Consider the following 21,107-nt stretch of genomic DNA (forward strand, 5'->3'; position numbering starts at 1 on the left):
GACGCGCACGCCCCAGACGCGCACACCCCGCCCACCCCGACCGGAGGTCGCCCGTGGCCCGGCTCTACGTCCGCAACGGCATCAACCCCGACGACCCGGAGGCGCCCGTGGTGGCGCTGCTCGTCGATCCGGACGGCCCGCCCGGCGAGCGCGCCGTCGCCAAGCTGAGCTGGTACGGACACGAGGGGGACGGCGCCTTCTTCCTCCTCCCCACCGACGGCTGGGCGGAGCACGCCCTGGACGGGGACCGCCTGACCGTCGCGGTGGCCGCGTACCCGTTCACGCTGGAGCAGATCGGCGCGGACCCGGCGGCGTTCCCGGAGCGCTCGCCCGCCGCCCCCGACGCGGCCCTGGTCCTGCACGCGGAAGCGGAGGTCGACCCGGCACTGTACGCCCGGGCCGGCACCGCCACGGCCGTGTTCAACGCCCACCCCGGGATCGCCCTCGAGCAGGTGATCGCCGGCGAGGACGCCTGGCCGGTCGTCCTCGCCCCGCCCCCGCCCGCCGAGGACTGAGCCCGGCAGCCCGGGGCCCGAGATCGGGAGAAGGAAGCGGCCGCCGGTCGGCCGTACGGCCGGCCGGATCCGGGTCCAGCTCACCGGCAGGGCCGCCGACCGGCTCCGGAACGAGATGCCCGAGTGGGCCGATGCCGCCCCGGCCCGTCGACGGGACGGACGTCCACCGTCGACGGGCCGGGGCCGGGCTCGCGTTCGATCTCAGCCAGGACCGACCCGGCCAGAACCGGTCCGGCCTACGCCCCGCTGTGCCGGAGCATGTCCTCCCGCTCCACCACCTTGACCCGCTCCCGCCCCTCGGCCTCGCCCAACGCACGCTCGTGGGCGTCGAGTTCGTACCAGCCCTGCCAGGTGGTGAACCGCACCCCGCGCTCCCGCAGGTACGCCGGGACCGCCTCCGGGTCGGGCTCGACGGCACCCGGCAGCCTGCCCTCGGCCTGGTCGGCGAGCAGGCAGGCCACGGTCTCGTTGGCGTCACCCTTGGTGTGACCGATCAGACCGACCGGCCCGCGCTTGATCCAGCCGGTCACGTACACCGCGTCCTGGTGCGAGCCGTCGGCGGCGAGCACCCGGCCGGCCGCGTTCGGCACCGTGCCGGAGACCGGGTCGAACGGCAGCTTGGGCAGCTCGTCGGAGTAGTAGCCGATCGCCCGGTAGATCGAGCGGACGTCCCAGTCGGTGAACTCGCCGGTGCCGCGGACGTTGCCGGTGCCGTCGAGCTCGGTGCGCTCGGTGCGCAGCCCGGCGACCTTGCCGTCCTCGCCGAGCACCTCGACCGGAGACTCGAAGAAGTGCAGGTAGAGGCGGTGCGGGCGGTCGCCGACGTCCCGGATCGCCCAGTTCTCGATGGTCGAGGCGACCATGTCGACGTGCTTGGCGGCGCGCCGCTCGGCGATCGAGCCCTCGTCGTAGTCGATGTCCTCGGGGGCGACGATGACCTCGATGTTGGGCGAGTGGTCGAGCTCGCGCAGCTCCATCGGGCTGAACTTCGCCTGGGCGGGGCCGCGGCGGGCGAAGACGTGCACCTCCTGGGCCCGGTTGCGCTTGAGGCCGTCGTACACGTTCGGCGGGATCTCGGTGGGCAGCAGCTCGTCGGCGGTCTTGGCGAGGATGCGGGCCACGTCCAGGGCGACGTTGCCGGCGCCGAGCACGGCGACCTTCTCGGCCTCCAGCGGCCAGGTGCGCGGCACGTCGGGGTGGCCGTCGTACCAGGAGACGAAGTCGGCGGCACCGTAGGAGCCGTCGAGACCGACACCGGGGATGTCGAGCGCGCGGTCGGCCATCGCGCCGGTGGAGAAGACCACGGCGTCGTAGAACCGGTGCAGGTCGTCCAGGGCGAGGTCACCGGGGTAGTCGACGTTGCCGAACAGCCGGACCTCCGGCTTGTCGAGCACCTTGTGGAGGGCGGTGACGATGCCCTTGATCCGCGGGTGGTCGGGCGCCACGCCGTACCGGATCAGACCGAACGGCGCGGGCATCCGCTCGAAGAGGTCGATGGAGACCCCGGGCTGCTGGGCGGCGTCGGACTTCAGCAGGGCATCGGCGGCGTATATGCCGGCGGGGCCGGCGCCGACGATCGCGACGCGGATCGGGCGGGTCATCTCGGGGCGATCCTCCGGACGGGGACGGACAGGACTGGATGGGGCGGCACAGCGGGCGGAACGGCACAGCGGCGGAACGGCAAGGCACGGAACGGCACAGCACCGAACGGAACAGCACGGAGCAGGACCGTGCCCGGTCGAGCAGCACGGTGCCCGGTGGGGCGGACGGACGAGAGTTCCCCACGTCCACCCAACCCCGCCGGACCTTGCCACTGTAGGCGGTGTGGATCTATGGGCCCATAGAGCGAACCTATGGCCGATCCGGGAACAAGGACGAGGCCCCGCCCGCACCCGGACCCGACCGCCCCGGGGATCCGCGCGGTACGGACAAGGTCCAAAAACCGACGCCCCGACCCCGCCGCCGTGCCCTAGCCTTTTCCCGCACCACCCATAAGGTCTAGACCACGGAGTGGGGAATCATGAATTCGCTTGTGGGGAAAGCCCGGTGGACCGGCGCTCTGGCCGTGGCCGCGGCACTGCTGCTGACCGGGACCGGCATCGGGGCGGCCGCCGCCGAGCCCGCTCCGGGCCCGGCGAACGGCACCGCGGTCGGCTGGCGGGCACTCGGGCTCGCCGTCAGCCCCGAGGGGGCCAGGGCGTACGTCGTGGCGGCGGACCGGTCCGGCAGCCGGACCCCGGTCGTCCTGCGGACGGTCGACCTCCGCAGCGGGGCGGTCGTCGCCGAGCTGCCGCTGGCCGAGGACGGCGACGCCGGAAAGCCCGTGGTGAGCCAGGACGGCCGACGGCTCTACCTGGTGGTCGCGGACCGGCTGGTGACCGTGGACACGGTGGCGGGCACCGTACTCTCCCGCACCCCCGCCCCCGAGCAGGAGCGCCCGGCCGGCTGGACGCCCGGCGCGCTGACCGGCCTCGCCGTGAGTCCGGACGGGTCCAGGGTCTACGCCGGACAGAACGGCCCGGCCGGCGACGGCCAGGGCGTCCGCCCCGGCCGGGTGCTGGTGTTCGGCACCGGCCCGGGCGCCTTCACCGGGTCCCTGCCGCTGCGCGGGTACGGCGTGGGCGGGTTCGCGCTCCAGGCGGGCGGCGCCACCGGGTACGTCGCCACCGACCTCGGCGTCGAGCACCTCGACACCACCACGGCGGTGCCGACCCCGCTGGCCCCCGTCGAGCGGCTCGGCGCCACCGGGGAGCTGGCCGCCTCGCCCGACGGCCTGCGGGTGTACGCGCTGGGCATCCAGGCCTCCGCCGGGACGGGCTACGCCATCAGCACCGCGACCAACACCGCCCGGCCGGTCTTCACCTTCGCCACCGCTCCGGCCGACCTCCACTACGTGGCGGTGAGCCCGGACGGCGGGCGGCTCTACCTCCTCAAGGACAGCTGGACGCCGCAGGCCTCGGTGCTCGCCTACAGCACCGCGACCGACACCGCCGTGCCGGGCGAGACGCTCACCGGCTTCGGCCTGGACGGCGTCTCGGCCGCGGCGGTCGTCCCCGGCGCGCACACGCTCCTCGTGGCCGGGACCCGCGGCCAGGGCTCCTACCTGCGGACCGTCGCACTCTGACCCTCCCCGCACCGGCACCTCCCCCGGCACCTCCCCGCACCCGCACCTCCCCCGGCGCTCCCCGCACCGATGCCGCCCCCTCCGGCCCGAACCCGGCCGGAGGGGGGGGCGCACCCCACCCGTCACCTCTCACCTCGCACCTCTCACCGAACCTCCACAGCACCCACGGAAGGGCGTCGTCACCCCCTCCGGCCGAGGTCGCGTCAACCGGTCAATGCCGGACGCCACTTGCCCGATCGAGCAGCGGCAGCCACCCGAAGAGGCACCGGGGACCCGTCCCGCCGACGCGCCCGACCGACCGCCCGTGACCCGACCGGGCGCCGGTTCCCGCGCAGGTCAGGCCCGGTCGTCCACCGACCGCCGGAGTGCCGATCGGGGCTGCCGGGACGAGGGTTGACACCGGAAGTTGGTCTAGTCCACCGTAGGGGAACACGCGTTTGACGAGGCCGGAACAGCCGTCGGCACTCCTTGTCGGACGAGCAATCCACCCTCATCCCACGCCCCGTCAGGGCCGCGGCCGCCCTCCGCCGCCGCCCGGCCCTGCCCCGCGCCCCTTCCCGCCACCACCGCCTCCGGAACCACCTTCACCGTTCTCCCCACCGCTCACCCGGCCGTGCCCATCAGCCGTTCCCGATGCCCGCCCCGCTGCCGCCGCCCCCTGCCGCCCGCTCCCCCGCGACCGCTCTCCCGTCACCCCGGGCACACGACGCTCTCGGCACACACGACCACCACCGATCCCACGCCCCGACCCGACCTTGGAGTGCCGTGATGCCGAAGCCCGACGGGTACCTGTATCGAGCCGCTTCGGAGCGCCCGTACTTCAGCAACGACGGCGAGGCCTACCTCGCTGCCACCGCGCTGAGGGACATCCAGAAGCAGCGCCCGTTGCGCGTACTGTCGGAGGAGCAGTTCGCCTTCTGGCAGACGTACGGCTACGTGATCGTGCCGGAGGCGATCGCCCCCGAGGCCGCGCGCAGGCTGCTCGACTTCGCCTGGTCGTTCCAGGGCCTCGACCCCGAGCGGCCCGAAACCTGGTACGAGGAACGGGACTTCCGGGACGAACTGGACCAGCACCTGCACATCTACGGCTTCGTCGAGGCCTACCAGCACCAGCTCATGTGGGACAGCCGGCAGGCCCGCCGGGTCTACGACGCCTTCGTCGACGTCTGGGACTGCGAGGAGCTCTGGGTCACCCTCGACCGGCTCAACCTCAACCCGCCGAACGTCAGGAACCGCGACCGCGCGCTGATCGAGCCCACCGACGAGGGCTTCGACATCGAGCTGCACTGGGACGTCGACTCCACCGCCGGGATGCTCCCCCAGCGCGTGCAGGGCATCATCGCCCTCAACGACACCGCACCGGACCTCGGCGGTTTCCAGTGCAATCCCGAGCTGTTCCGCCGGTTCAACACCTGGCAGGCCACCCAGCCCGCCGACCGCGACCCGATCCGTCCGGCCGTCGACCGTGCCGACTTCCCGGTCGTCCGGCCCGAGTTGAAGGCCGGTGACCTGCTGATCTGGAACGGCATGCTGGCGCACGGCGTGGCCGCCAACACCTCGGCGGACGGCGTGCGCTCCGTGCAGTACCTGTCGATGATGCCCGCACTGGAGGAGCACACCGAGCTCCGCGACTCGCGTATCGGCTCCTGGCGCGACCGCTCCACCCCCACCTGGAACCGCACCCTGGTCGGCGACCACCGCGAGCACGAATCGCTGCGCTACGGCGCGGCCGAACTCACCGGCCTCGGGGCCAGGCTGCTCGGCCTGGAGCCGTGGCACCCGGCCGACGCCGAAGCCGCCCCCGGTACCGACGGCAACCCCGACGCCGAAGGCACCCCCGGCACCGGCGCGCAGGCACCGGTGGCCGGCGACACCCCCGGCCCCGAGGGCATCCCCGCGCCCAGGAAGGGCGAGGCATGACCGTGGACCTCGCCGCACCCGGCATCTGCCTCGCCCTGCCCACCAACCGGGCCTGCGCCGCCGCCATCGCCGACGTCGGCGCCGAAGCCGCCTGGGCCGCCCGTGAGTTCGGCGTCCGGGTGCATCTGCTGATCCTCGACTCGGCGGACGCCGCGACCCGCGCCGAGCACGAGAAGGCCGTCGCCGACCTCCCCGCCGTCCAGGGGGTCCTGGTCCACCACCTCGACGAGGAGCAGCAGCGGGCCTTCCTGCGGTCCGCGATCGACCGGGCCCTCGCCGCGACACCGGCCCTGGCCGCGGCGGCCGGTGCCGACCGGCTGCTCGAGCTGATGCTGCCGGACACCGTCTCCTACGGCGCCTGCACCAACCGGGCTTTCCTGTTCGCCGCCGCGCTGGGCTGCTCCTCGCTGCACCGCCGCGACTCCGACAGCACCTACCAGGAGCTGGACGGCGAACCGGTGTTCCCGATCCACCACGAGCTGCGCTCGATCGGCCGGCGTGCCGCCGACGCCGCGCCCGGCGTCACCCACCACACCCTCGACCCGGTGCACGCGGAGAAGCCGGTCGCCCTGGTCGGCAGCTCCTTCATCGGCGAACTCTCGGTCGACCTCGGGGAGATCCGCTCCCTCGACCCGGCGGTCTACGAGGAGGTCGTGGGCCTGTGGGCGGCCACCGGCTCCACCGTCGAGCAGCGGCGCGAGCTGGTCGCGGACTCGTTCGTCGGCAACGGCACCGACCCGTTCACCCACGACCGTGCCGTGCTCGACCTGCCCGACATCTGGCGGATCGACATGTGCAACATCGCGCTGGACCGCGAGTTGTACGAGCGGGTGCCGCTGCCGCCGGCGACCGACACCATCGGCAGCGACTACTTCCTGCACCACCTGGTGCTCGACGCGGGGCTGCCCGGCGTCACCCACAACCGCAACATCGTCAACCACTACACCTCGGAGCGCCGCACCGACGCCGGGTTCCTCGCCTACCAGCTGCGGTTCACCAAGTTCCTGCTGTCGATGCTGTACCTCCACCCGGTGTACGACGCGCTGGAGGCGGCCGGCGGGGCGCTGCTCGACGAGCACCACCACGTGCGGCCCGGGGCGGTGGCAGGGTTCGCCCGCCGCGCCGCGGCCGAGGACCGGGCGGAGAACCACCGGCGGCTGGCCGTGCTCGACCGCGCCTACCGCGGGCTGGGCGGGCGCTACGCCGACTTCGCCGACCGTCTGCTGCCGCGGCGGGAACGCCTGCTGGACGAGGCGCAGGCCGACATCGAGGCGTTCGCCCTGCTCGTCGACGCGTGGGGCCCGCTGGTGGCCGCCGCCCGCACCGTCCCGCCGACGCCGTCGGGCGCCGACCTCCTCGCGCCCGCACCGGCGGCGGCACCGGCACCGGCACCGGCAGCGGCATCCACGCCCTCGAGCGCGCCCGCGCCCACGAACACCCCCGGAAGACCCGAGCGACCCACCACCGGCCGGAGCACCGCCCATGCCTGACCACGGACGCCTGCGCACCGCCCTGGCCGCCGCCGAGGACGACCGGATCATCTACGACCTCGACGGCATCGAGTCCCAGTACGACGCCCTGCTGCGCGAACTGCCCGGCGTCGACGTCCGGTTCGCCATGAAGGCCTGCCCGGTGGACGAGGTGCTCGACTGCCTGGCCGCCCGGGGTTCCGGATTCGACGCGGCCGGACCGCAGGAGATCGTCCAGGCGCTGCGCACCGGCGTGCCGGTGGAGCGGATCCACTACGGCAACACCGTCAAGTCCGACGAGCAGATCGCCGAGGCGTACCGGCTCGGTGTGCGCGACTTCGCCACCGACAGCCTGGCCGACGTCCTCGCGATCGCCGAACACGCGCCGGGGGCACGGGTCTTCTGCCGTCTCGCCACCACCGGCGCGGGGGCGCTCTGGGGCCTGAGCCGGAAGTTCGGCTGCTCGCCGGCGGACGCCCTGCGGGTCCTGGACGCGGCCCGGGACGCCGGACTGGTCCCGGCCGGGCTCTCGGTGCACGTCGGCTCCCAGCAGCTCACCTCCGAGGCCTGGCAGCAGGCCCTGGAGACGATCGCCTCGGTGGTCGAGGAGGCCAACCGGCGCGGCATCCTGCTGGACCACGTCAACCTCGGCGGCGGCCTGCCCGCCCTCGGCGTACTCGACCGGCGCGGGGAGCCGCTCGACCCGCCGGTCGACAAGATGTTCGCGGTGATCCGGGAGGGCATGCAGCGGCTGCGCGAGGTCTCCGCGGCGCCGCTCGGCTTCCTGCTGGAGCCGGGCCGGCACCTGGTCGCCGACCACGGCGCGATCCGGGCCCGCATCACGCGCCTGACGGATCGTCAGCAGCTGGACGGTGAACGGGCGTACTGGCTCTACCTGAGCTGCGGAAAGTTCAACGGGCTGTACGAGATGGACGAGTTGCGCTACCGGCTGGAGTTCCCCACCCACCCGGACGCCGTGACCGTACCCGCCGTGATCGCCGGTCCCACCTGCGACAGCGACGACGCCTACGCCGACGAAGGGGCCGGTGTGCCCGTCCCCCGGGACGCCGCCTCGGGCGACCCGGTGTGGATCCTCTCCTGCGGCGCCTACGCCACCGCCTACACCACGCGGGGCTTCAACGGCTTCCCCCCGCTGCCCTACAGCTGCGTCCGGGCGGACCGCCCGGACGGCGCGCCCCGCCCCGAGGGAGTACCGCAGTAATGTCCGCGCACCCGGCCGCCCGACCCGGCACCGGCCGCCTCCTCACCGACCGGCCCGCCGCCGACCGCCTCCTTACCGACCGGCCCGCCAGCGACCGGCCCGCCACCGACCGGCCCGCGAGCGACAGCGGCACCGCCGCCCGGCTCCCGGGCGGCAGTGTGGGCCTCGACGACGAACTCCTGGTCCGCCCGCTCGCCGAGCACGACTGGGCCGAGGTGGTGCCGCTGGAGGCCCGCGCCTACGGCGAGAGCGGGCTCTCCGAGGGCGGGGAGGCCCTGCGCTCGCGCCACCGGGCCGCCCCCGACTACTGCTTCGCGATCGAGCACGAGGGCGAGTTCGGCGGCTACCTGCTCGCCCTGCCCTACCCGCTCGGCCACTGCCCCGACCTCAGCCGCGCGGAGTCCCCGGCTCCCGCCGACTCCACCAACCTGCACGCCCACGACCTGGTCGTGACCGAGCGGCTGCGCGGGCGAGGACTGGCCCCGCGCCTGCTCACCTTCCTCGCCGACACGGCCCGGGAGCGCGGCCACACCACCATCTCGCTGGTCGCCGTCCGCGGCAGTGAGGTGCTCTGGGCCCCCCTCGGCTACCTCCCCCGCCCCGAGGTGCGGCTCCCCGCGAGCTACGGCGACCGGGCCGTCTACATGGCGATGCCCCTCCACCCCTAGCCGTTCCCCTCCACCCCGGCACCGTTCCCCCGCCCTCCCCCCAGTGACGAACTCCCCGAGTGACGAACTCCCCCACCCAAGAATCGGACTGATGCACATGCTCCGCGTGCGCGACGACTTCCTGCGGGCGCACCTGGCCATCGCAGCGCTGTTCTGTTTCCTCGGCTTCCAGTACGCGACCTGGGTGTCCCGGCTGCCCGCCCTGAAGGCCGACTTCGAGCTCAGCGACGGGCAGATCGGCCTGCTGCTGATGGCCTCCGGGATCGGCGCGGCCGCCTCCTTCCCGCTCGTGGCCACGATGATGAAGCGGTACGGCTCCCGCACCCTCGCCACGGTCTCCGCGATCGTCCTCGGCCTGGTCCTGGGCGGCTTCGCGCTCGCCCCGAACTTCGCCGTCCTGCTGCTGGTGGCGGCCCTGGACGGCGTCGCGGTCGGCTTCCTGAACGTCGCGATGAACGCCCAGGGCGCCGCGCTGGAGGTCCGCTTCGGGCGCACCGCGATGTCCAGGCTGCACGCCACCTTCAGTGCCGGCCTGGGCCTGGCCGCCCTGCTCGCCTCCGGCGTGAACATCGTCACCACCACGCTGTCGGCGCACTTCGCGATCGCGGTCGCCGTGCTCGCCCTGCTGCTCCTGCTGGCGGGGACCGGCATGCTGGCGGACGAGCCGCAGTCGGCCGAGGCCGACCGGACGGCCGACCGGGAGAGCGCGGAAGCGGCCTCCGGAGCCGCCGAGGCGACGCCGCCGAAGCGCCGCGGAATCCCGCTCCCCTCCCGGATCACCATCTGGATGGGCGTCGCGATGGTCTTCGGCACCATCACCGAGGGCGCCATGAACGACTGGTCCGCCCTCTACCTGAAGAACGTCGTGCACGCCTCGCCGCAGCTGGCCCCCCTGGGCATCGCCGTCATCTCGGTGATGATGGTCGTCGCCCGGCTGTTCGCCGACGGCTGGCGCACCCGCTTCGGGGACGGCCCGATCGTCCGGGTCGGCAGCACCGTGGCCGGGCTCGGCCTGGCGCTCGCCCTGCTGGTCGGCGGTGTCGTGCCGGCCCTGATCGGCTTCGCCTGCGTCGGTCTGGGCATCGCCGCCGTCACGCCCTGCGTCTACGTCGCCGCCGCCCGGCAGGGGTCCGACGCCCTGGCCCTGGTCGCCGCCACCGGCACCACCGGGCTGCTCGCCGGCCCGGCCGTGATCGGCTTCGTCGCCAATGCCACCGGCCTGGCCTGGGGCATGGGTGTGGTCGCGGCCTCGGCGCTGGTCGTCGCGCTCTGCTCCACCCGGATCGCCTGGCCCACCCTCGACGCGGCCCAGGCCCCCGGCACCTCCGACCCGGTCCTCCGCGAAGCCTGAGCGACCACCCCGGCCCCGGCCACCGACACCCGGGGCCGGGCCCGGCCCGGAGTGCGGCCCGGAGTACGGCCCGGTGTGCGGCCCGGTGTGCGGCCCGGCATGCGGACCGCCGCAAAACCCTTCGCCCACCCGCCGCCCCGCGAACTACGCTCGCGGGATGACCACCCGCACCTTCCGCATCACCGTCCGCGGCGTCTTCGACGGCCTCACCCCCGAACAGCACGCCGAGCTGCAGTCCAGGGCCGCCGAGCACGACATCCTGTACGCCGCCTTCACCCCCGAGGGCCACCTCAGCTACGACCTGACCGCCCGCGCCGTCTTCACGTTCCGCTACCAGGACACCGGCGAGGCCGAGGAGGACATCCTCGAGGCCACCGAGCGCGCGGAGCGGTCAGCGCGCGCCTGGCTCGACGAACGCGGGTACGGCCACAAGAACCTCCGTTCCCAGGCCGAGGACCTCTCCCAGGCCCCGCTCGGAAAGCGACAGCGCCGGGCGGCCGCCAAGGACCTCTGACGCCCCCCACGCCCGCGCCCGGCATCCCCGCGCGGCACTCCCGCACGCGACACCCCCGCGCCCGCGTCCGAATCGTTCAAGACGGCCGCCCCCGGCCCGCCTACGGTCGAGTCATGACCCGCACCCGCACCGCACGCCTCACCGGGGACCGTCTCGACGCCGCCGCCGCGTTCCTCTGGACCTCCGGCCGCGTCCTCGAACAGCGGCGCTTCGCCCACCTGTTCGGCGGCGAGAGCGACTCCGCCGGTGACCCCGTCGGAAGTCCCGCCGGCAACCCCGTCGGAAGTTCCGCGGGGGACCCCGGCGGCGTCCTCGCCGCCCTCGAGGCCCACCGCACCGCCGACGGCGGCTACGCCTACGGCCTCGAACCGGACGTGCGCGGGCCCGCCGCCCAGCCCATCGCCGTCCCGGGCGCACTGCTCGTCCTGGAGGAGGCCGGGGCGCTGGACCAGGCCCGCGCCCGGGCGGTCTGCGACTGGCTGGCGGGCGTCGCCGCCCCCGACGGCGGCGTGCCCGTCGTCCTGCCGAGCCTGCGCCGCTACCCGCACCCGCCGTTCGTGCCGGTGCCCGAGGAGGGCCGGCCGCCGGTCGGCGCGCTGCTGTCCACCGGCCAGATCGTCGCCCCGCTGCTCCGCCGGGGCATCGTCCACCCGTGGCTCACCGCCGCGACCGCCTTCTGCCGCGCCGCCGTCGAGAACCTCCGCGAGACCCACCCGTACGAGGCGGGCGCCGCGATCCGCTTCCTCGACGCCGCGCCGGACACCGTCTGGGCCGGGCGGGAGGCCGCCCGGCTGGGCGCGCTGGTCCGCGAGCAGCGGATCGTCCTGCTCGACCCGGCCCGGCCCGAGGACTCCCGGATCTCCCCCGGCTACGCACCGGACGAGCACCACCTCCCGCACGACTACGCCCGCCGGCCGGACAGCCTGGCCCGCCGGTGGTTCAGCACCGCCGAACTCGCCCGCGGGCTCGACCACCTCGCCGCCGAACAGCAGTCGGACGGCGGCTGGCCGATCCACTGGGCACGCTGGTCGGCGAGCACCGAGTCCGAGGCCCGCCCGGGTGTCACGCTCCAGGCGCTGCTGACCCTGCGCGCCTACGACGCTCCCGGGGGCGCCTGACCGGGCCGCGCGGCGGCCCGGCCCAGCAGAACCGTCGGCGACAACCCCGACCAGCGGCGCACCTCCCTCGTGAGGTGCGCCTGATCGGCGTACCCGGCCCGAGCCGCCACCGCCGCCAGCTCCGGCACAGCACCGGCACCGGCAGAACCGCCCGAACGCGCCCAGGCCACCGCCCGCCGGAACCGCAGCACCGCGTGCAGGGTCTTCGGCCCGTAACCGACCGCGTCCGTCGTCCGACGCCGCAACTGCCGCTCCGACAGCCCGAGTTCCGCCGCCAGTTCCGGCAGCCGCACCCGCTCCGGGCGCCCCAGCACGGTCACCGCCCGCTCGACCAGCCGGTCCGGCGACCACCCGGGCACCCGCGCGGCCACGAAGGCGTCCAGCACGGCCGCGGCATCCGCCGGCCCGCGCACCCCGGCGCGCCACTCATCGCCCCACTCCCCACCCCACTCCCCGCACCGCTCCGCCCGCCCCTCCGCGCACCGCTCCGGAGTCCGCCCCGCGAGCCGACCTTCGAGCCGTTCCGCGAGCCGCTCCGCCCCCCCACCGACCACCTCGGCCAGCGGCACCTGGAGGTCGCAGAGCTCCCGCACCGGCATCGCCCCCAGCAGCAGCCCGGCCGCGCCGGGCCGGAAGCGCACCCCGGCCAGCTCGGCCCCGCCCGGCACCGGCACGGTCCGCGGCGCGAGGTCCGGACCGACCACCTCCAGCCCCGCCGCCGACCACACCAGGTCCACACAGCCGTCCGGCACGACGAGCTGCCCGTACTCCGGCCCCGCGGTGTTCCGCCGGACCCAGACACAGGCCACCTGCCGCCCAGGAGCGGCGGCGGGCGGCCGTTCCGCGTACAAGGAGGAACCCACCCTCCCACTCTCACCCGGACACCGGCCCGGACGCCACCGCCAAGGCGGCACCCGCACCGACCACGACCGCACCGACCGCGACCGCGACCACCACCGCCACATCACCACCGCCACCGCCACCGCCCGCCGCGCCCGCCCGTTCACCCGGGGCGCGCTCCGGCGCAGGTCCATTGGTATGTACCACCGTCCGATGATCCGGACCGACCGTCACCACTTCCGCGCCCCCGCCGCCGGGCCGGCCGGTCACGCGGGGGGGCGTCACCCCGGCCGGGACGCCGGGCGCCCGAGCAGCTCACCGGGCCGGTGCGGCCGGCGTGCGCCGTCGGCCGGACGAAAGGTCGGCACACGGCCTCCTTGGCAGGCCATCACCAACATGTCATTGTCAATCATCACGTCAGATCCTTCACTCCAAAGGGGAGTTGTCACGATCGACGGTAGATGACGAGTCGTCATGCCTCCCCACGGAACCCTTGGTCAGCACTGCTTCCACTTCTGGTCATCCCCGCCCCCACCACCCCCACCCAGCCGACCGACCACCAGCGGAGAACTCCATGCCGGACCTCGATCTCAACCTGCTCGTCGCCCTGGACGCCCTGCTGGAGGAGGGCAGCGTGACAGGCGCCGCAGAGCGGCTGCACACCTCGGCCCCGGCCATGAGTCGCACGCTAGGGCGACTGCGCCGGGTGCTCGGCGATCCGCTCCTGGTCCGGGCCGGACGGGGGCTGGTGCCGACGCCGCGCGCGGTGGAACTACGGGCGGAGGTCAGGGCGCTGGTCAGCCGGGGCCAGTCGCTGCTGGTCCCGCGCGCCGCTGCCGAACCGGCCGACCTGAACCGCCGCTTCACCCTCCAGACCGGGGACGTCCTCCTCACCACCATCGGCGCGACCCTGGTGGAGACGGTCCGCGCCCAGGCCCCGGCCGTCACCCTGCGCTTCCTGAGCGACCACCCGGAGGGCGCCAGCGCGATGCGGGACGGCGTGATCGACCTGGAGGTCGGCGTGACGGACCACCTCGACCCGGAGACCCGCACCGAACCGCTCGCCACCTCCGGTCTGGTGGGCATCGCCCGCGCCGGACACCCGCTGACCGTCGGCGCACCGCCCACCGCCGAGGAGTTCGCCACCGCCGACCATCTCGCGGTCTCCCGCAACGGCCGCGGTCAGGGGCCGATCGACCAGCGGCTGGCCGAGGTCGGCCTCTCCCGGCGGGTCGTCGCCAGCGTGCCGAGCTATCCGGCCGCGCTCTTCCTGCTCCGCGACAGCGACCTGGTCGGCCTCGCCCCGGCGCGGCTGGGCACCCGGGCGGCCGAGGCCCTCGGCCTGAGCACCTTCCCGCTCCCGGTGCCCATGCCCGAGGTGACGCTGACCATGGCCTGGCACCCGCGCAACGACCAGGACGCCGGCCACCGCTGGCTGCGCGAGCTGGTCCGCGGCGTCGTCACCGCCCGGGCCGGTGCCCCCCGCCGCACCATCGGCCTGCCCCCGGCCGACGCGTTCCTCGGTGCCAACCGCCCGGTCCTGAGTGCCCGTTGAACACCCGGGCCGGGTCCGGCCCGGGGCGAGCGGCCCGGCCGGGGCGAGCGGCCCGGCCGGGGCGAGCGGCCCGGCCGGGGCCGCAGCAGCGGTTCCGCGGGACCGGCTGCGCCGGGCGCTCCGCACCGAGTTGCACCGCACCGACGACGTGGAGCGGTCGCGGGCGGTGATCGCCCGTCGCGGTGTGCCGCACGGCTCCGGCCGAGGAGCCGTGCGGTGGGTCGCCGAGCACATGCCGCCGCGACCCCCCCACACCGTGCGGCGGGTCGGCGAGCGCCCCGCGAGCGCCGCTACGCCGTGCGGCGCAGCAGAGCCAGGTACATCGCGTCCGTCCCGTGCAGGTGCGGCCAGAGCTGGACGTCGGGGCCGTCGCCGAGCGCCGGCACACCGGGCAGCAGCGGGCGGGCGTCGATCCACTCGACCCGGCCGCCCTCCTCCCGCAGCACGTCGTCGACGACCGCCCTGGTCTCCGCGAGGTGCGGCGAGCAGGTGGCGTAGCCGACCACGCCGCCGATCCGGGTGGCCTCGACGGCCGAGCGCAGCAGGTCGCGCTGGAGCGGTCCGAAGGCGGCGACGTCCGCCGGCCGGCGGCGCCAGCGGGCCTCCGGGCGGCGGCGCAGGGCGCCGAGGCCGGAGCACGGCACGTCGACGAGCACCCGGTCGAAGCCGCCGGACTTCCAGGCCGGACGGGTGCCGTCGGCGGCGATCACGGTGTACGGGCCGGGGTTGCCGGCCAGGGCGCGGGCGACCAGGCGGGCGCGGTGCGGCTGCTTCTCGCTGGCGACCAGCGCGGCCCCGCGTTCCGCGGCGAGCGCGGCGAGCAGGGCGGCCTTGCCGCCGGGACCGGCGCAGCCGTCGAGCCACAGTCGGTCCGGGCCGTCCAGCGGCGCGGTGGCGAGGGCGAGGGCGACCAGCTGGCTGCCTTCGTCCTGGACGCCGGCCCGGTTGTCCTGCACGGCCGCGAGCGAGCCCGGGTCGCCGCCTTCGGCGAGCCGCAGCGCGAACGGGGACCAGCGGCCCGGCTCGGCCTCGGGCAGGGTCTCGGCCAGCTCCCCGACGGCGATCCGCCCGGGCCGGGCCACCAGGGTGACCTCGGGGCGCTCGTTGTCGGCGCGGAGCAGTTCCTCCATCGCCTCGCGCCCGGCGGCGCCGGGCTGCCAGCGGCCGAGCGAGTCCCAGAGGGCGGCGACCACCCAGCGCGGGTGGGAGTGCACGACGGCGAGGTGGTCCTCGGCGTCCTTGTCGAACGGCGGGGCGACCTGCTCCAGCCAGGTGTCCAGGTCGTGGGCGCTGATCCGGCGCAGCACGGCGTTGACGAACTTGGCCTTGCCGTCGCCGAGCACCGCCCGGGCGAGTTCGACGGTGGCCGAGACGGCGGCGTGGCTGGGGATGCGGGTGGTCAGCAGCTGGTGGGCGCCGAGCGAGAGGACGTCGAGGACCGGCGGGTCGACCTTGCTGAGCGGGCGGTCGATGCAGGCGGCGATGACCGCGTCGTAGGTGCCCTGGAGCCGGAGGGTGCCGTAGACCAGCTCGGTGGCGAGTGCCGCGTCGCGCCGGTCCATGCCCTTCTGCTCGGCCTCGCGGAGCAGCGAGGGCAGGATCAGGTTGGCGTAGGCGTCGCGCTCGTCGACGGCCCGCAGGGCGCGGAAGGCGACGATCCGCGCGGGGTCCTTCTTCGGGCGCCGGTGCGGGCGCGGGGCGCGCTTTCCGCCGGACGCGCCGGAGGTGGTGCCGGAATTGCTGCTGGACGTGCTCATGGGATGTGCCTCAAGGTGCTACGGAGGTTATGTCTTGATCTCTCGAACAGTAACGCGAAATGCGCGCGGGCTCAGCTCGTGCTCGCGCCGGCGCCGCCGTCGGTGCTCGTCCCGCCGTCGGTGCTCGTCCCGGCGTCGGTGCTCGCGCCGGAGCCGCCGACGGCGGGGCGCTCGCCCAGGCGCTCGCCGGACTCGATCCGCGCGCCGCGCGCCCAGTCCGCCGCCCGCATGGCCTTCTTGCCCTGCGGCCGCACCTCGCCCAGCTCGACCTCGTGGCTGCCGGTGCCGACCCGGACGCTGTTCTTGCCGACGGCCAGCTCGCCCGGGGCGAGCTCGGCGGAGGCCGGCACCAGGGTGACCGGGCCGGTGACCTTGAGCCGCTCGCCGCGGAACTCGGTCCACGCACCGGGCGCGGGGGCGCAGCCGCGCACCACCCGGTCGACCCGCAGGGCGGGCGCGGTCCAGTCGATCCGGGCGTCCTCGACGGTGATCTTCGGGGCGAGGGTGATGCCCTCGGCGGGCTGCGGTACGGCGTGCAGGCTGCCGTCGGCGATGCCGTCCATGGTGGCGGCGAGCAGCCGGGCACCGGAGTGCGCGAGCCGGCCGAGGAGGTCGCCGCTGGTGTCGGCGGCGCGGACCTCCTCGGTGATCACGCCGTAGACCGGGCCGGAGTCCAGTCCCTGCTCGATCAGGAAGGTCGACGCGCCGGTGACCTCGTCGCCGGCCATCACCGCGTGCTGGACGGGTGCGGCGCCGCGCCAGGCGGGGAGCAGCGAGAAGTGCAGGTTGACCCAGCCGTGCTTCGGGATCTCCAGGGTGCCGGGGCGCAGCAGGGCGCCGTAGGCGACGACCGGGCAGCAGTCGGGCGCGAGCTCGGTGAGCCGGGCGACGAAGTCGGGGTCGCTCGGCCTCGCCGGCTTGAGGACCTCGATCCCGGCCTCCTCGGCGCGCTGGGCGACGGGGCTGGCGACGAGCTTGCGGCCCCGGCCGGAGGGGGCGTCGGGGCGGGTGACCACCGCGACGACCTCGTGCCGGTCGGAGGCGAGCAGGGCGTCCAGGGCGGGAACGGCGACCTCGGGGGTGCCGGCGAACACGAGGCGCATCAAGTGCCTTTCTGCAGTACGGAGTTGACGTAGTTCGTGATCGGTCCGACGCTCAGCGCGCCGCGCCGAAGGTGCTGTGCGGGGAGACCTTGACCACCGGCACCGGGCCGGAACCCCAGTCCGTCTCCCGGATCGCCCTGAGCGCGGCCTTGCGCTGCTCCGGGTCGAGGCGGTCGATGAAGACGATGCCGTCCAGGTGGTCGGTCTCGTGCTGGATGCAGCGGGCCAGCAGCTGGGTGCCCTCGACGGTGACCGGGTCGCCGTACATGTTGAAGCCGCGCGCGACCACCCCGTACGCGCGCCGGGTGTCGTAGCGCAGACCGGGGAGCGACAGGCAGCCCTCGGGGCCCTCCTGCTCCTCCTCGCTGAGCGACAGGTCGGGATTGATCAGGTGCCCGGTGACGCCGTCCACGTGGTAGGTGAACACCCGCAGCGAGATGCCGAGTTGAGGCGCGGCCAGACCGGCGCCGGGGGCGTCGAGCATGGTCTCGGTGAGGTCCCCGACCAGGGTGCGGAGTTCCTTGTCGAAGGTGGTGACGGGCTGGGCGGTGGCGCGCAGGACAGGGTCTCCGAAGATTCGGATCGGCTGGATCGCCACGGGCACGGGCTCCTTGTCCGTCGGGGTGCCGGCTGCTGGGAACGGGCGGGCCGGGCGGTGCGCGCGGCCGTCGGCAAGTCTATGCAATCCCCCCGCACGAGGTTCTGGCATATCCCGCTCACCCCGGCTGCGTGACCCCGGTGGCCGGTCCGGCGTTGGTCAAGGGGGATTGACCGTGGCCGGAGCGCGCGGGAAGGGCGCTCCGGTCGAGTGAACCGTACGGAAGGCGGCACGTAGGCCATGGCCGAGCAGATCAACCACGACGCCCGGGCGCGGGCGAGCCTGCACCTGCTGGTGCGGGACATCGAGCGGGTGAGGCGGCAGGTCGACGCGCTGCGGACGCTCACCGCCCAGTTGGGCAACGTCTACCGGCCCCGTCGCCCCAGCACCTCCGCGGGCTTCGTGGTGTACGGACGAGCCCCCGCGCCGACGGTGCGGCTGGCGCAGGAGCTGCGGGAGAGCGTGGAGACGCTGGTGGCGGCGGCGGTCGAGTTCGACCGCGCGCTGGGGTTCTCCTGGGACTCGGTGGGCTCGGCCCTCGGGGTGACCAAGCAGGCGGTGCACCGCCGCTACGGCATGCGCCGGCCGACCGGCGAACTGCTGGCGGCGGGCGGGACGGTGCCCAACCCGAGCCGCCCGGACCGTTCCGAGGAGCTCTCCGGCCACTCCGCGCCGCACCCCGCGACCCACACCCCGCAGCACGCCGCGGCCGGCCTCCCGCCGGCCCACGGCGCTCCGGGCCACAGCGCTCCGGGTCACAGCACGCCGGGCCACGCCGCCCCGGCCCACCCGGCGGTGGAGCGCGACCGCTCCCCCGCCCCGACCGGGCTGGCCGCGACCGTCCCGGCCGCCCGCCAGGGCGGTCTCGACCGCACCGCCCTGGAGCGCAGCGCGCTCGACCGGGGCACCGCCGACCGCACCGCCGCCGACCGCGCGCCCGTCGACCGCACCCCCGTCGACCGCGGCGCACTGGACCGCTCCGGCGTGCCCCTGCGCGGCTGACGCACCACCCGGACGGCGGGTGAGGGCCGCGGACGCGCCGACGCCGCGCCCCTCACCCGCCGTCCGGCGACACCGACCACCACCGCACCGCCCACCACCGCACCACCGGCCGCGCCACCGGACACACCCCCGCCGGACCCCGCCCCTCAGCCGATGTCCGTCGGATCGATCCGCACCTTCACCACCTCCGGCGTCCGCAGCGCGATCCGCGCGATCTGGGCCGCCTTCAACGCCGCCGCCAGCGCGGCCCCCTGCCCGGGCGGCACCCGCAGCAGCGCCCGCTCCTGCTCCTCGCCCCGCAGCGCCGCCACCGGCACCGGTCCGAGCACGTCCGCGTCCTGCGGCAGCCGGACCAGGTTCAGGAGGTCCGCCACCGCCGCCGGACTGCCGGTCACCGAAGCCATCCGCGCCACCGGCGGGAAGTGCAGCTGGGCCCGCTCGTCCAGCTCGAACCCGGCGTGCCCGAGCGGGTCCCAGCGCACCAGCGCCTGCACCGCCCGTGCGGTCGGCTCGGCGACCACCACCACCGTTCCGCCCTCCCCGGCCGGCCGGACCAGCGCGGCGGCGGCCAGCCAGAGCCGCAGCGCCTCCTCCCCGGCCCGCAGGTCGGGGCGGCCGAGCAGCGCCCAGCCGTCCAGCAGCAGCGCCGCCGCGTACCCGCCGCTCCCCTCGACCACCGGCTCGGCCCCGGGCGTGGAGATCACCAGCGCCGGTTCGTCCGGCACGGTCGTCAGCACCGCGTCCCGCCCGGAGGTCCGCACCGGGACCCGGGGGAACGCCTTGCCCAGCTCCTCGGCCGTCCGCCGGGCGCCGACCACCTGCGCCCGCAGCCGGAACGACCCGCACTCCGGACAGTGCCACTCCCGCTCCTCCTCGCCGCACCATCCGCAGTGCAGGGGTGCGTCGGCCCCGGCCGCCTCCAGCGGGCCCTCGCAGCGCCGGCAGCGGGCGGGCGTGCGGCAGCGCCCGCAGGCCAGCCGGGGCACGTAGCCGCGCCGGGGCACCTGGATGAGCACCGGACCACCGGCGGCCAGGCCCTCGCGGGCGGCCTCCCAGGCGATCGAGGGCAGCCGGGCGGCCTGCGCGGCGGCGTCCCGGTGCTGGTCGAGGTCGGTGACGGTGCGGACCCGGGGCGCGGTCCGGCGGACCGTCTCCCGCTCGGCGGTCAGCGCCCTGGCCCAGCCGGTCCGCACCAGCTGGGCGCCCTCGACGGTGACCACGTGCCCGCCGAGCAGGACCGCCGCGCCCTCGTCCGCCGCGCGCAGCAGGGCGACCTCGCGCACGTGCGGGTGCGGGGCGCGCGGGTCGCAGTGACTGGAGTCGCCGTCGGACCAGACCACCACCAGCCCGAGGTCGTGCACGGGCGCGAACATCGCCGCCCGGGTGCCGACGGCGGCGCGCACCGAGCCCCGGCTGACCGTGAGCCAGCGCCGGTAGCGCTCGCGCGGGCCGAGGTCGGCGGCCAGCACGGCGTGCCGGCCCTCGCCCAGCAGTTCGGTCAGCGCCCGGTCGACCCTGGCCACCGACCGGCCGTCGGGCACGACGACCAGTGCGCCGCGCCCGCTCGCCAGGGTGGCCGCGACGGCCCGGGCGATCTCGTACGGCCAGCCGGGGCCGGGCAGGGCCGTCCAGACCGCGCGCGGCGCCCCGCCGCCGGCCAGCGAGGCCAGGAAGTCCGGTCCGGCCGGGTAGCGGGACCAGCCGCCGGGCGCGGGCGCGTCCGGGCGGGGCGGCGACGGCGGCGACGGCTCGGCCTCCGCCTTGGCGTGCCGGGGCGGCACGGCGAGCTGCAGGACGTCGGCGAGGGTGCCGGCGTACCGGTCGGCGACGGTGCGGCAGAGCCGGAGCAGCTGCGGGGTGAGCACCGGTTCGGGCGAGAGGACCTGCGCGAGCGGGGCCAGCGGCCCGGAGAAGTCGCTCTTCTCCAGCCGGGCGACGACGAAGCCGTCGTGCAGCTCCCCGCCCTCGCGCTGACCCTTGACCACCCGCGCGCCGAAGCGGACCCTGACCCGGACACCGGGCTGGGCCTCCTCCGCCATCGCGGCCGGCACTTCGTAGTCGAAGAACTTGTCGATGGTGAGCACGCCCTTGTCGACGACCACCCGGGCCACCGGCAGGTGCTCGGCCCGCTTGGCTCCGCGCCAGCTGCGCGGCTTGGCCCGCCGGACCGTCTCCCGGATGAACGCCAGCTGCTCCGGCGCCCCGGCCTCCCCGCCGGTCGCCTCCGCGCCCTCGACCTCCCCGCTCTCCTCGCCCGCCACCCCGCCGTCCCCGCCACTCCCCTGCCTGCTGCTCATCGCACCCAGTCCTACCAGGTCCCACCGACAGAACGGCGGCGGGTCCACCGACAA

At 75.4% G+C, this 21,107-nt stretch carries 17 protein-coding genes; 11 read left to right on the forward strand and 6 right to left on the reverse strand.

The window, feature by feature from the left end; translation table 11 throughout:
* The first annotated feature begins 53 nt into the window (after positions 1-53).
* The gene (locus ACIPYS_RS15460) at positions 54-515 is read left to right on the forward strand and encodes a hypothetical protein (protein WP_093862880.1); all 462 of its coding nucleotides are present in this window, start codon (positions 54-56) and stop codon (positions 513-515) included.
* Between the two features lie 236 nt (positions 516-751).
* On the opposite strand, the gene ACIPYS_RS15465 is transcribed toward ACIPYS_RS15460, so the two are convergent.
* Entirely contained in the window at positions 752-2,116 is a 1,365-nt protein-coding gene (locus tag ACIPYS_RS15465) for an FAD-dependent oxidoreductase (protein WP_400746485.1), read from the reverse strand.
* Between the two features lie 419 nt (positions 2,117-2,535).
* Here ACIPYS_RS15465 and ACIPYS_RS15470 point away from each other — a divergent pair, with 419 nt between their 5' ends.
* From ACIPYS_RS15470 to ACIPYS_RS15505, 8 genes are all read left to right on the forward strand, one after another.
* Complete coding sequence (locus ACIPYS_RS15470) at positions 2,536-3,639, forward strand: hypothetical protein (protein ID WP_400746488.1); 1,104 nt, start codon at positions 2,536-2,538, stop codon at positions 3,637-3,639.
* Between the two features lie 768 nt (positions 3,640-4,407).
* Positions 4,408-5,559: a phytanoyl-CoA dioxygenase family protein gene (locus ACIPYS_RS15475; RefSeq protein WP_400746491.1), complete on the forward strand. Its 1,152-nt coding sequence runs from the start codon at positions 4,408-4,410 to the stop codon at positions 5,557-5,559.
* A complete protein-coding gene (locus tag ACIPYS_RS15480) occupies positions 5,556-7,049 on the forward strand; it encodes a DUF6271 family protein (protein WP_400746493.1) in 1,494 nt (497 codons plus the stop codon). The genes ACIPYS_RS15475 and ACIPYS_RS15480 overlap by 4 nt, the downstream gene beginning before the upstream one ends.
* Positions 7,042-8,250, forward strand: a complete 1,209-nt coding sequence (locus ACIPYS_RS15485; protein ID WP_400746495.1) for a type III PLP-dependent enzyme — start codon at positions 7,042-7,044, stop codon at positions 8,248-8,250. The genes ACIPYS_RS15480 and ACIPYS_RS15485 overlap by 8 nt, the downstream gene beginning before the upstream one ends.
* Complete coding sequence (locus ACIPYS_RS15490; protein WP_400746497.1) at positions 8,250-8,918, forward strand: GNAT family N-acetyltransferase; 669 nt, start codon at positions 8,250-8,252, stop codon at positions 8,916-8,918. Before ACIPYS_RS15485 ends, ACIPYS_RS15490 begins: the two co-directional genes overlap by 1 nt.
* A gap of 97 nt (positions 8,919-9,015) precedes the next feature.
* The gene (locus ACIPYS_RS15495; RefSeq protein WP_400746655.1) at positions 9,016-10,269 is read left to right on the forward strand and encodes an MFS transporter; all 1,254 of its coding nucleotides are present in this window, start codon (positions 9,016-9,018) and stop codon (positions 10,267-10,269) included.
* Between the two features lie 157 nt (positions 10,270-10,426).
* The gene (locus tag ACIPYS_RS15500) at positions 10,427-10,783 is read left to right on the forward strand and encodes a DUF6204 family protein (RefSeq protein WP_400746499.1); all 357 of its coding nucleotides are present in this window, start codon (positions 10,427-10,429) and stop codon (positions 10,781-10,783) included.
* Positions 10,784-10,896: 113 nt separating this feature from the next.
* Entirely contained in the window at positions 10,897-11,901 is a 1,005-nt protein-coding gene (locus ACIPYS_RS15505) for a hypothetical protein (protein ID WP_400746501.1), read from the forward strand.
* Here the strand turns inward: ACIPYS_RS15505 and ACIPYS_RS15510 are convergent.
* On the reverse strand, positions 11,877-12,764 hold the full coding sequence (locus tag ACIPYS_RS15510) for a DUF6597 domain-containing transcriptional factor (protein ID WP_400746503.1): 888 nt from the start codon (positions 12,762-12,764) through the stop codon (positions 11,877-11,879). The two genes, ACIPYS_RS15505 and ACIPYS_RS15510, sit on opposite strands and share 25 nt — an antisense overlap.
* Before the next feature lie 551 nt (positions 12,765-13,315).
* Between ACIPYS_RS15510 and ACIPYS_RS15515 the strand changes: the two genes are divergently transcribed.
* Positions 13,316-14,296, forward strand: coding sequence for a LysR family transcriptional regulator (locus ACIPYS_RS15515; protein WP_093862871.1), 981 nt, complete (start codon positions 13,316-13,318; stop codon positions 14,294-14,296).
* A gap of 290 nt (positions 14,297-14,586) precedes the next feature.
* Here the strand turns inward: ACIPYS_RS15515 and ACIPYS_RS15520 are convergent, their stop codons facing one another.
* From ACIPYS_RS15520 to def, 3 genes are all read right to left on the reverse strand, one after another.
* Positions 14,587-16,053: an RsmB/NOP family class I SAM-dependent RNA methyltransferase gene (locus tag ACIPYS_RS15520; protein WP_400746507.1), complete on the reverse strand. Its 1,467-nt coding sequence runs from the start codon at positions 16,051-16,053 to the stop codon at positions 14,587-14,589.
* 71 nt (positions 16,054-16,124) lie between these two features.
* On the reverse strand, positions 16,125-17,156 hold the full coding sequence (gene fmt / locus ACIPYS_RS15525) for a methionyl-tRNA formyltransferase (protein WP_400746510.1): 1,032 nt from the start codon (positions 17,154-17,156) through the stop codon (positions 16,125-16,127).
* A 52-nt stretch (positions 17,157-17,208) separates the two neighbouring features.
* On the reverse strand, positions 17,209-17,754 hold the full coding sequence (gene def / locus ACIPYS_RS15530; protein WP_320443365.1) for a peptide deformylase: 546 nt from the start codon (positions 17,752-17,754) through the stop codon (positions 17,209-17,211).
* A 240-nt stretch (positions 17,755-17,994) separates the two neighbouring features.
* On the opposite strand from def, the gene ACIPYS_RS15535 reads away from it, so the two are divergent.
* Positions 17,995-18,756 carry a hypothetical protein gene (locus ACIPYS_RS15535; RefSeq protein ID WP_400746513.1) on the forward strand — a complete coding sequence of 254 codons (762 nt, stop codon included), beginning with the start codon at positions 17,995-17,997 and terminating at the stop codon, positions 18,754-18,756.
* 146 nt (positions 18,757-18,902) lie between these two features.
* Here ACIPYS_RS15535 and ACIPYS_RS15540 read toward each other — a convergent pair whose 3' ends face one another.
* On the reverse strand, positions 18,903-21,053 hold the full coding sequence (locus ACIPYS_RS15540) for a primosomal protein N' (RefSeq protein WP_400746516.1): 2,151 nt from the start codon (positions 21,051-21,053) through the stop codon (positions 18,903-18,905).
* Positions 21,054-21,107: the final 54 nt, after the last annotated feature.

Origin of the sequence: Kitasatospora sp. NPDC089913 (assembly GCF_044748625.1) — a bacterium.
GTDB lineage: Bacteria > Actinomycetota > Actinomycetes > Streptomycetales > Streptomycetaceae > Kitasatospora.

Excerpts from the sequence above, each read along its gene's own strand:
- ACIPYS_RS15465 (WP_400746485.1), bottom strand. The coding sequence starts at position 2,116 with ATGACCCGCCCGATCCGCGTCGCGATCGTCGGCGCCGGCCCCGCCGGC.
- ACIPYS_RS15485 (WP_400746495.1), top strand. The coding sequence starts at position 7,042 with ATGCCTGACCACGGACGCCTGCGCACCGCCCTGGCCGCCGCCGAGGAC.
- ACIPYS_RS15535 (WP_400746513.1), top strand. The coding sequence starts at position 17,995 with ATGGCCGAGCAGATCAACCACGACGCCCGGGCGCGGGCGAGCCTGCAC.
- ACIPYS_RS15505 (WP_400746501.1), top strand. The coding sequence starts at position 10,897 with ATGACCCGCACCCGCACCGCACGCCTCACCGGGGACCGTCTCGACGCC.
- ACIPYS_RS15520 (WP_400746507.1), bottom strand. The coding sequence starts at position 16,053 with ATGAGCACGTCCAGCAGCAATTCCGGCACCACCTCCGGCGCGTCCGGC.
- ACIPYS_RS15495 (WP_400746655.1), top strand. The coding sequence starts at position 9,016 with ATGCTCCGCGTGCGCGACGACTTCCTGCGGGCGCACCTGGCCATCGCA.
- ACIPYS_RS15490 (WP_400746497.1), top strand. The coding sequence starts at position 8,250 with ATGTCCGCGCACCCGGCCGCCCGACCCGGCACCGGCCGCCTCCTCACC.
- ACIPYS_RS15480 (WP_400746493.1), top strand. The coding sequence starts at position 5,556 with ATGACCGTGGACCTCGCCGCACCCGGCATCTGCCTCGCCCTGCCCACC.
- ACIPYS_RS15475 (WP_400746491.1), top strand. The coding sequence starts at position 4,408 with ATGCCGAAGCCCGACGGGTACCTGTATCGAGCCGCTTCGGAGCGCCCG.
- ACIPYS_RS15500 (WP_400746499.1), top strand. The coding sequence starts at position 10,427 with ATGACCACCCGCACCTTCCGCATCACCGTCCGCGGCGTCTTCGACGGC.
- ACIPYS_RS15540 (WP_400746516.1), bottom strand. The coding sequence starts at position 21,053 with ATGAGCAGCAGGCAGGGGAGTGGCGGGGACGGCGGGGTGGCGGGCGAG.
- ACIPYS_RS15515 (WP_093862871.1), top strand. The coding sequence starts at position 13,316 with ATGCCGGACCTCGATCTCAACCTGCTCGTCGCCCTGGACGCCCTGCTG.
- ACIPYS_RS15470 (WP_400746488.1), top strand. The coding sequence starts at position 2,536 with ATGAATTCGCTTGTGGGGAAAGCCCGGTGGACCGGCGCTCTGGCCGTG.
- fmt (WP_400746510.1), bottom strand. The coding sequence starts at position 17,156 with ATGCGCCTCGTGTTCGCCGGCACCCCCGAGGTCGCCGTTCCCGCCCTG.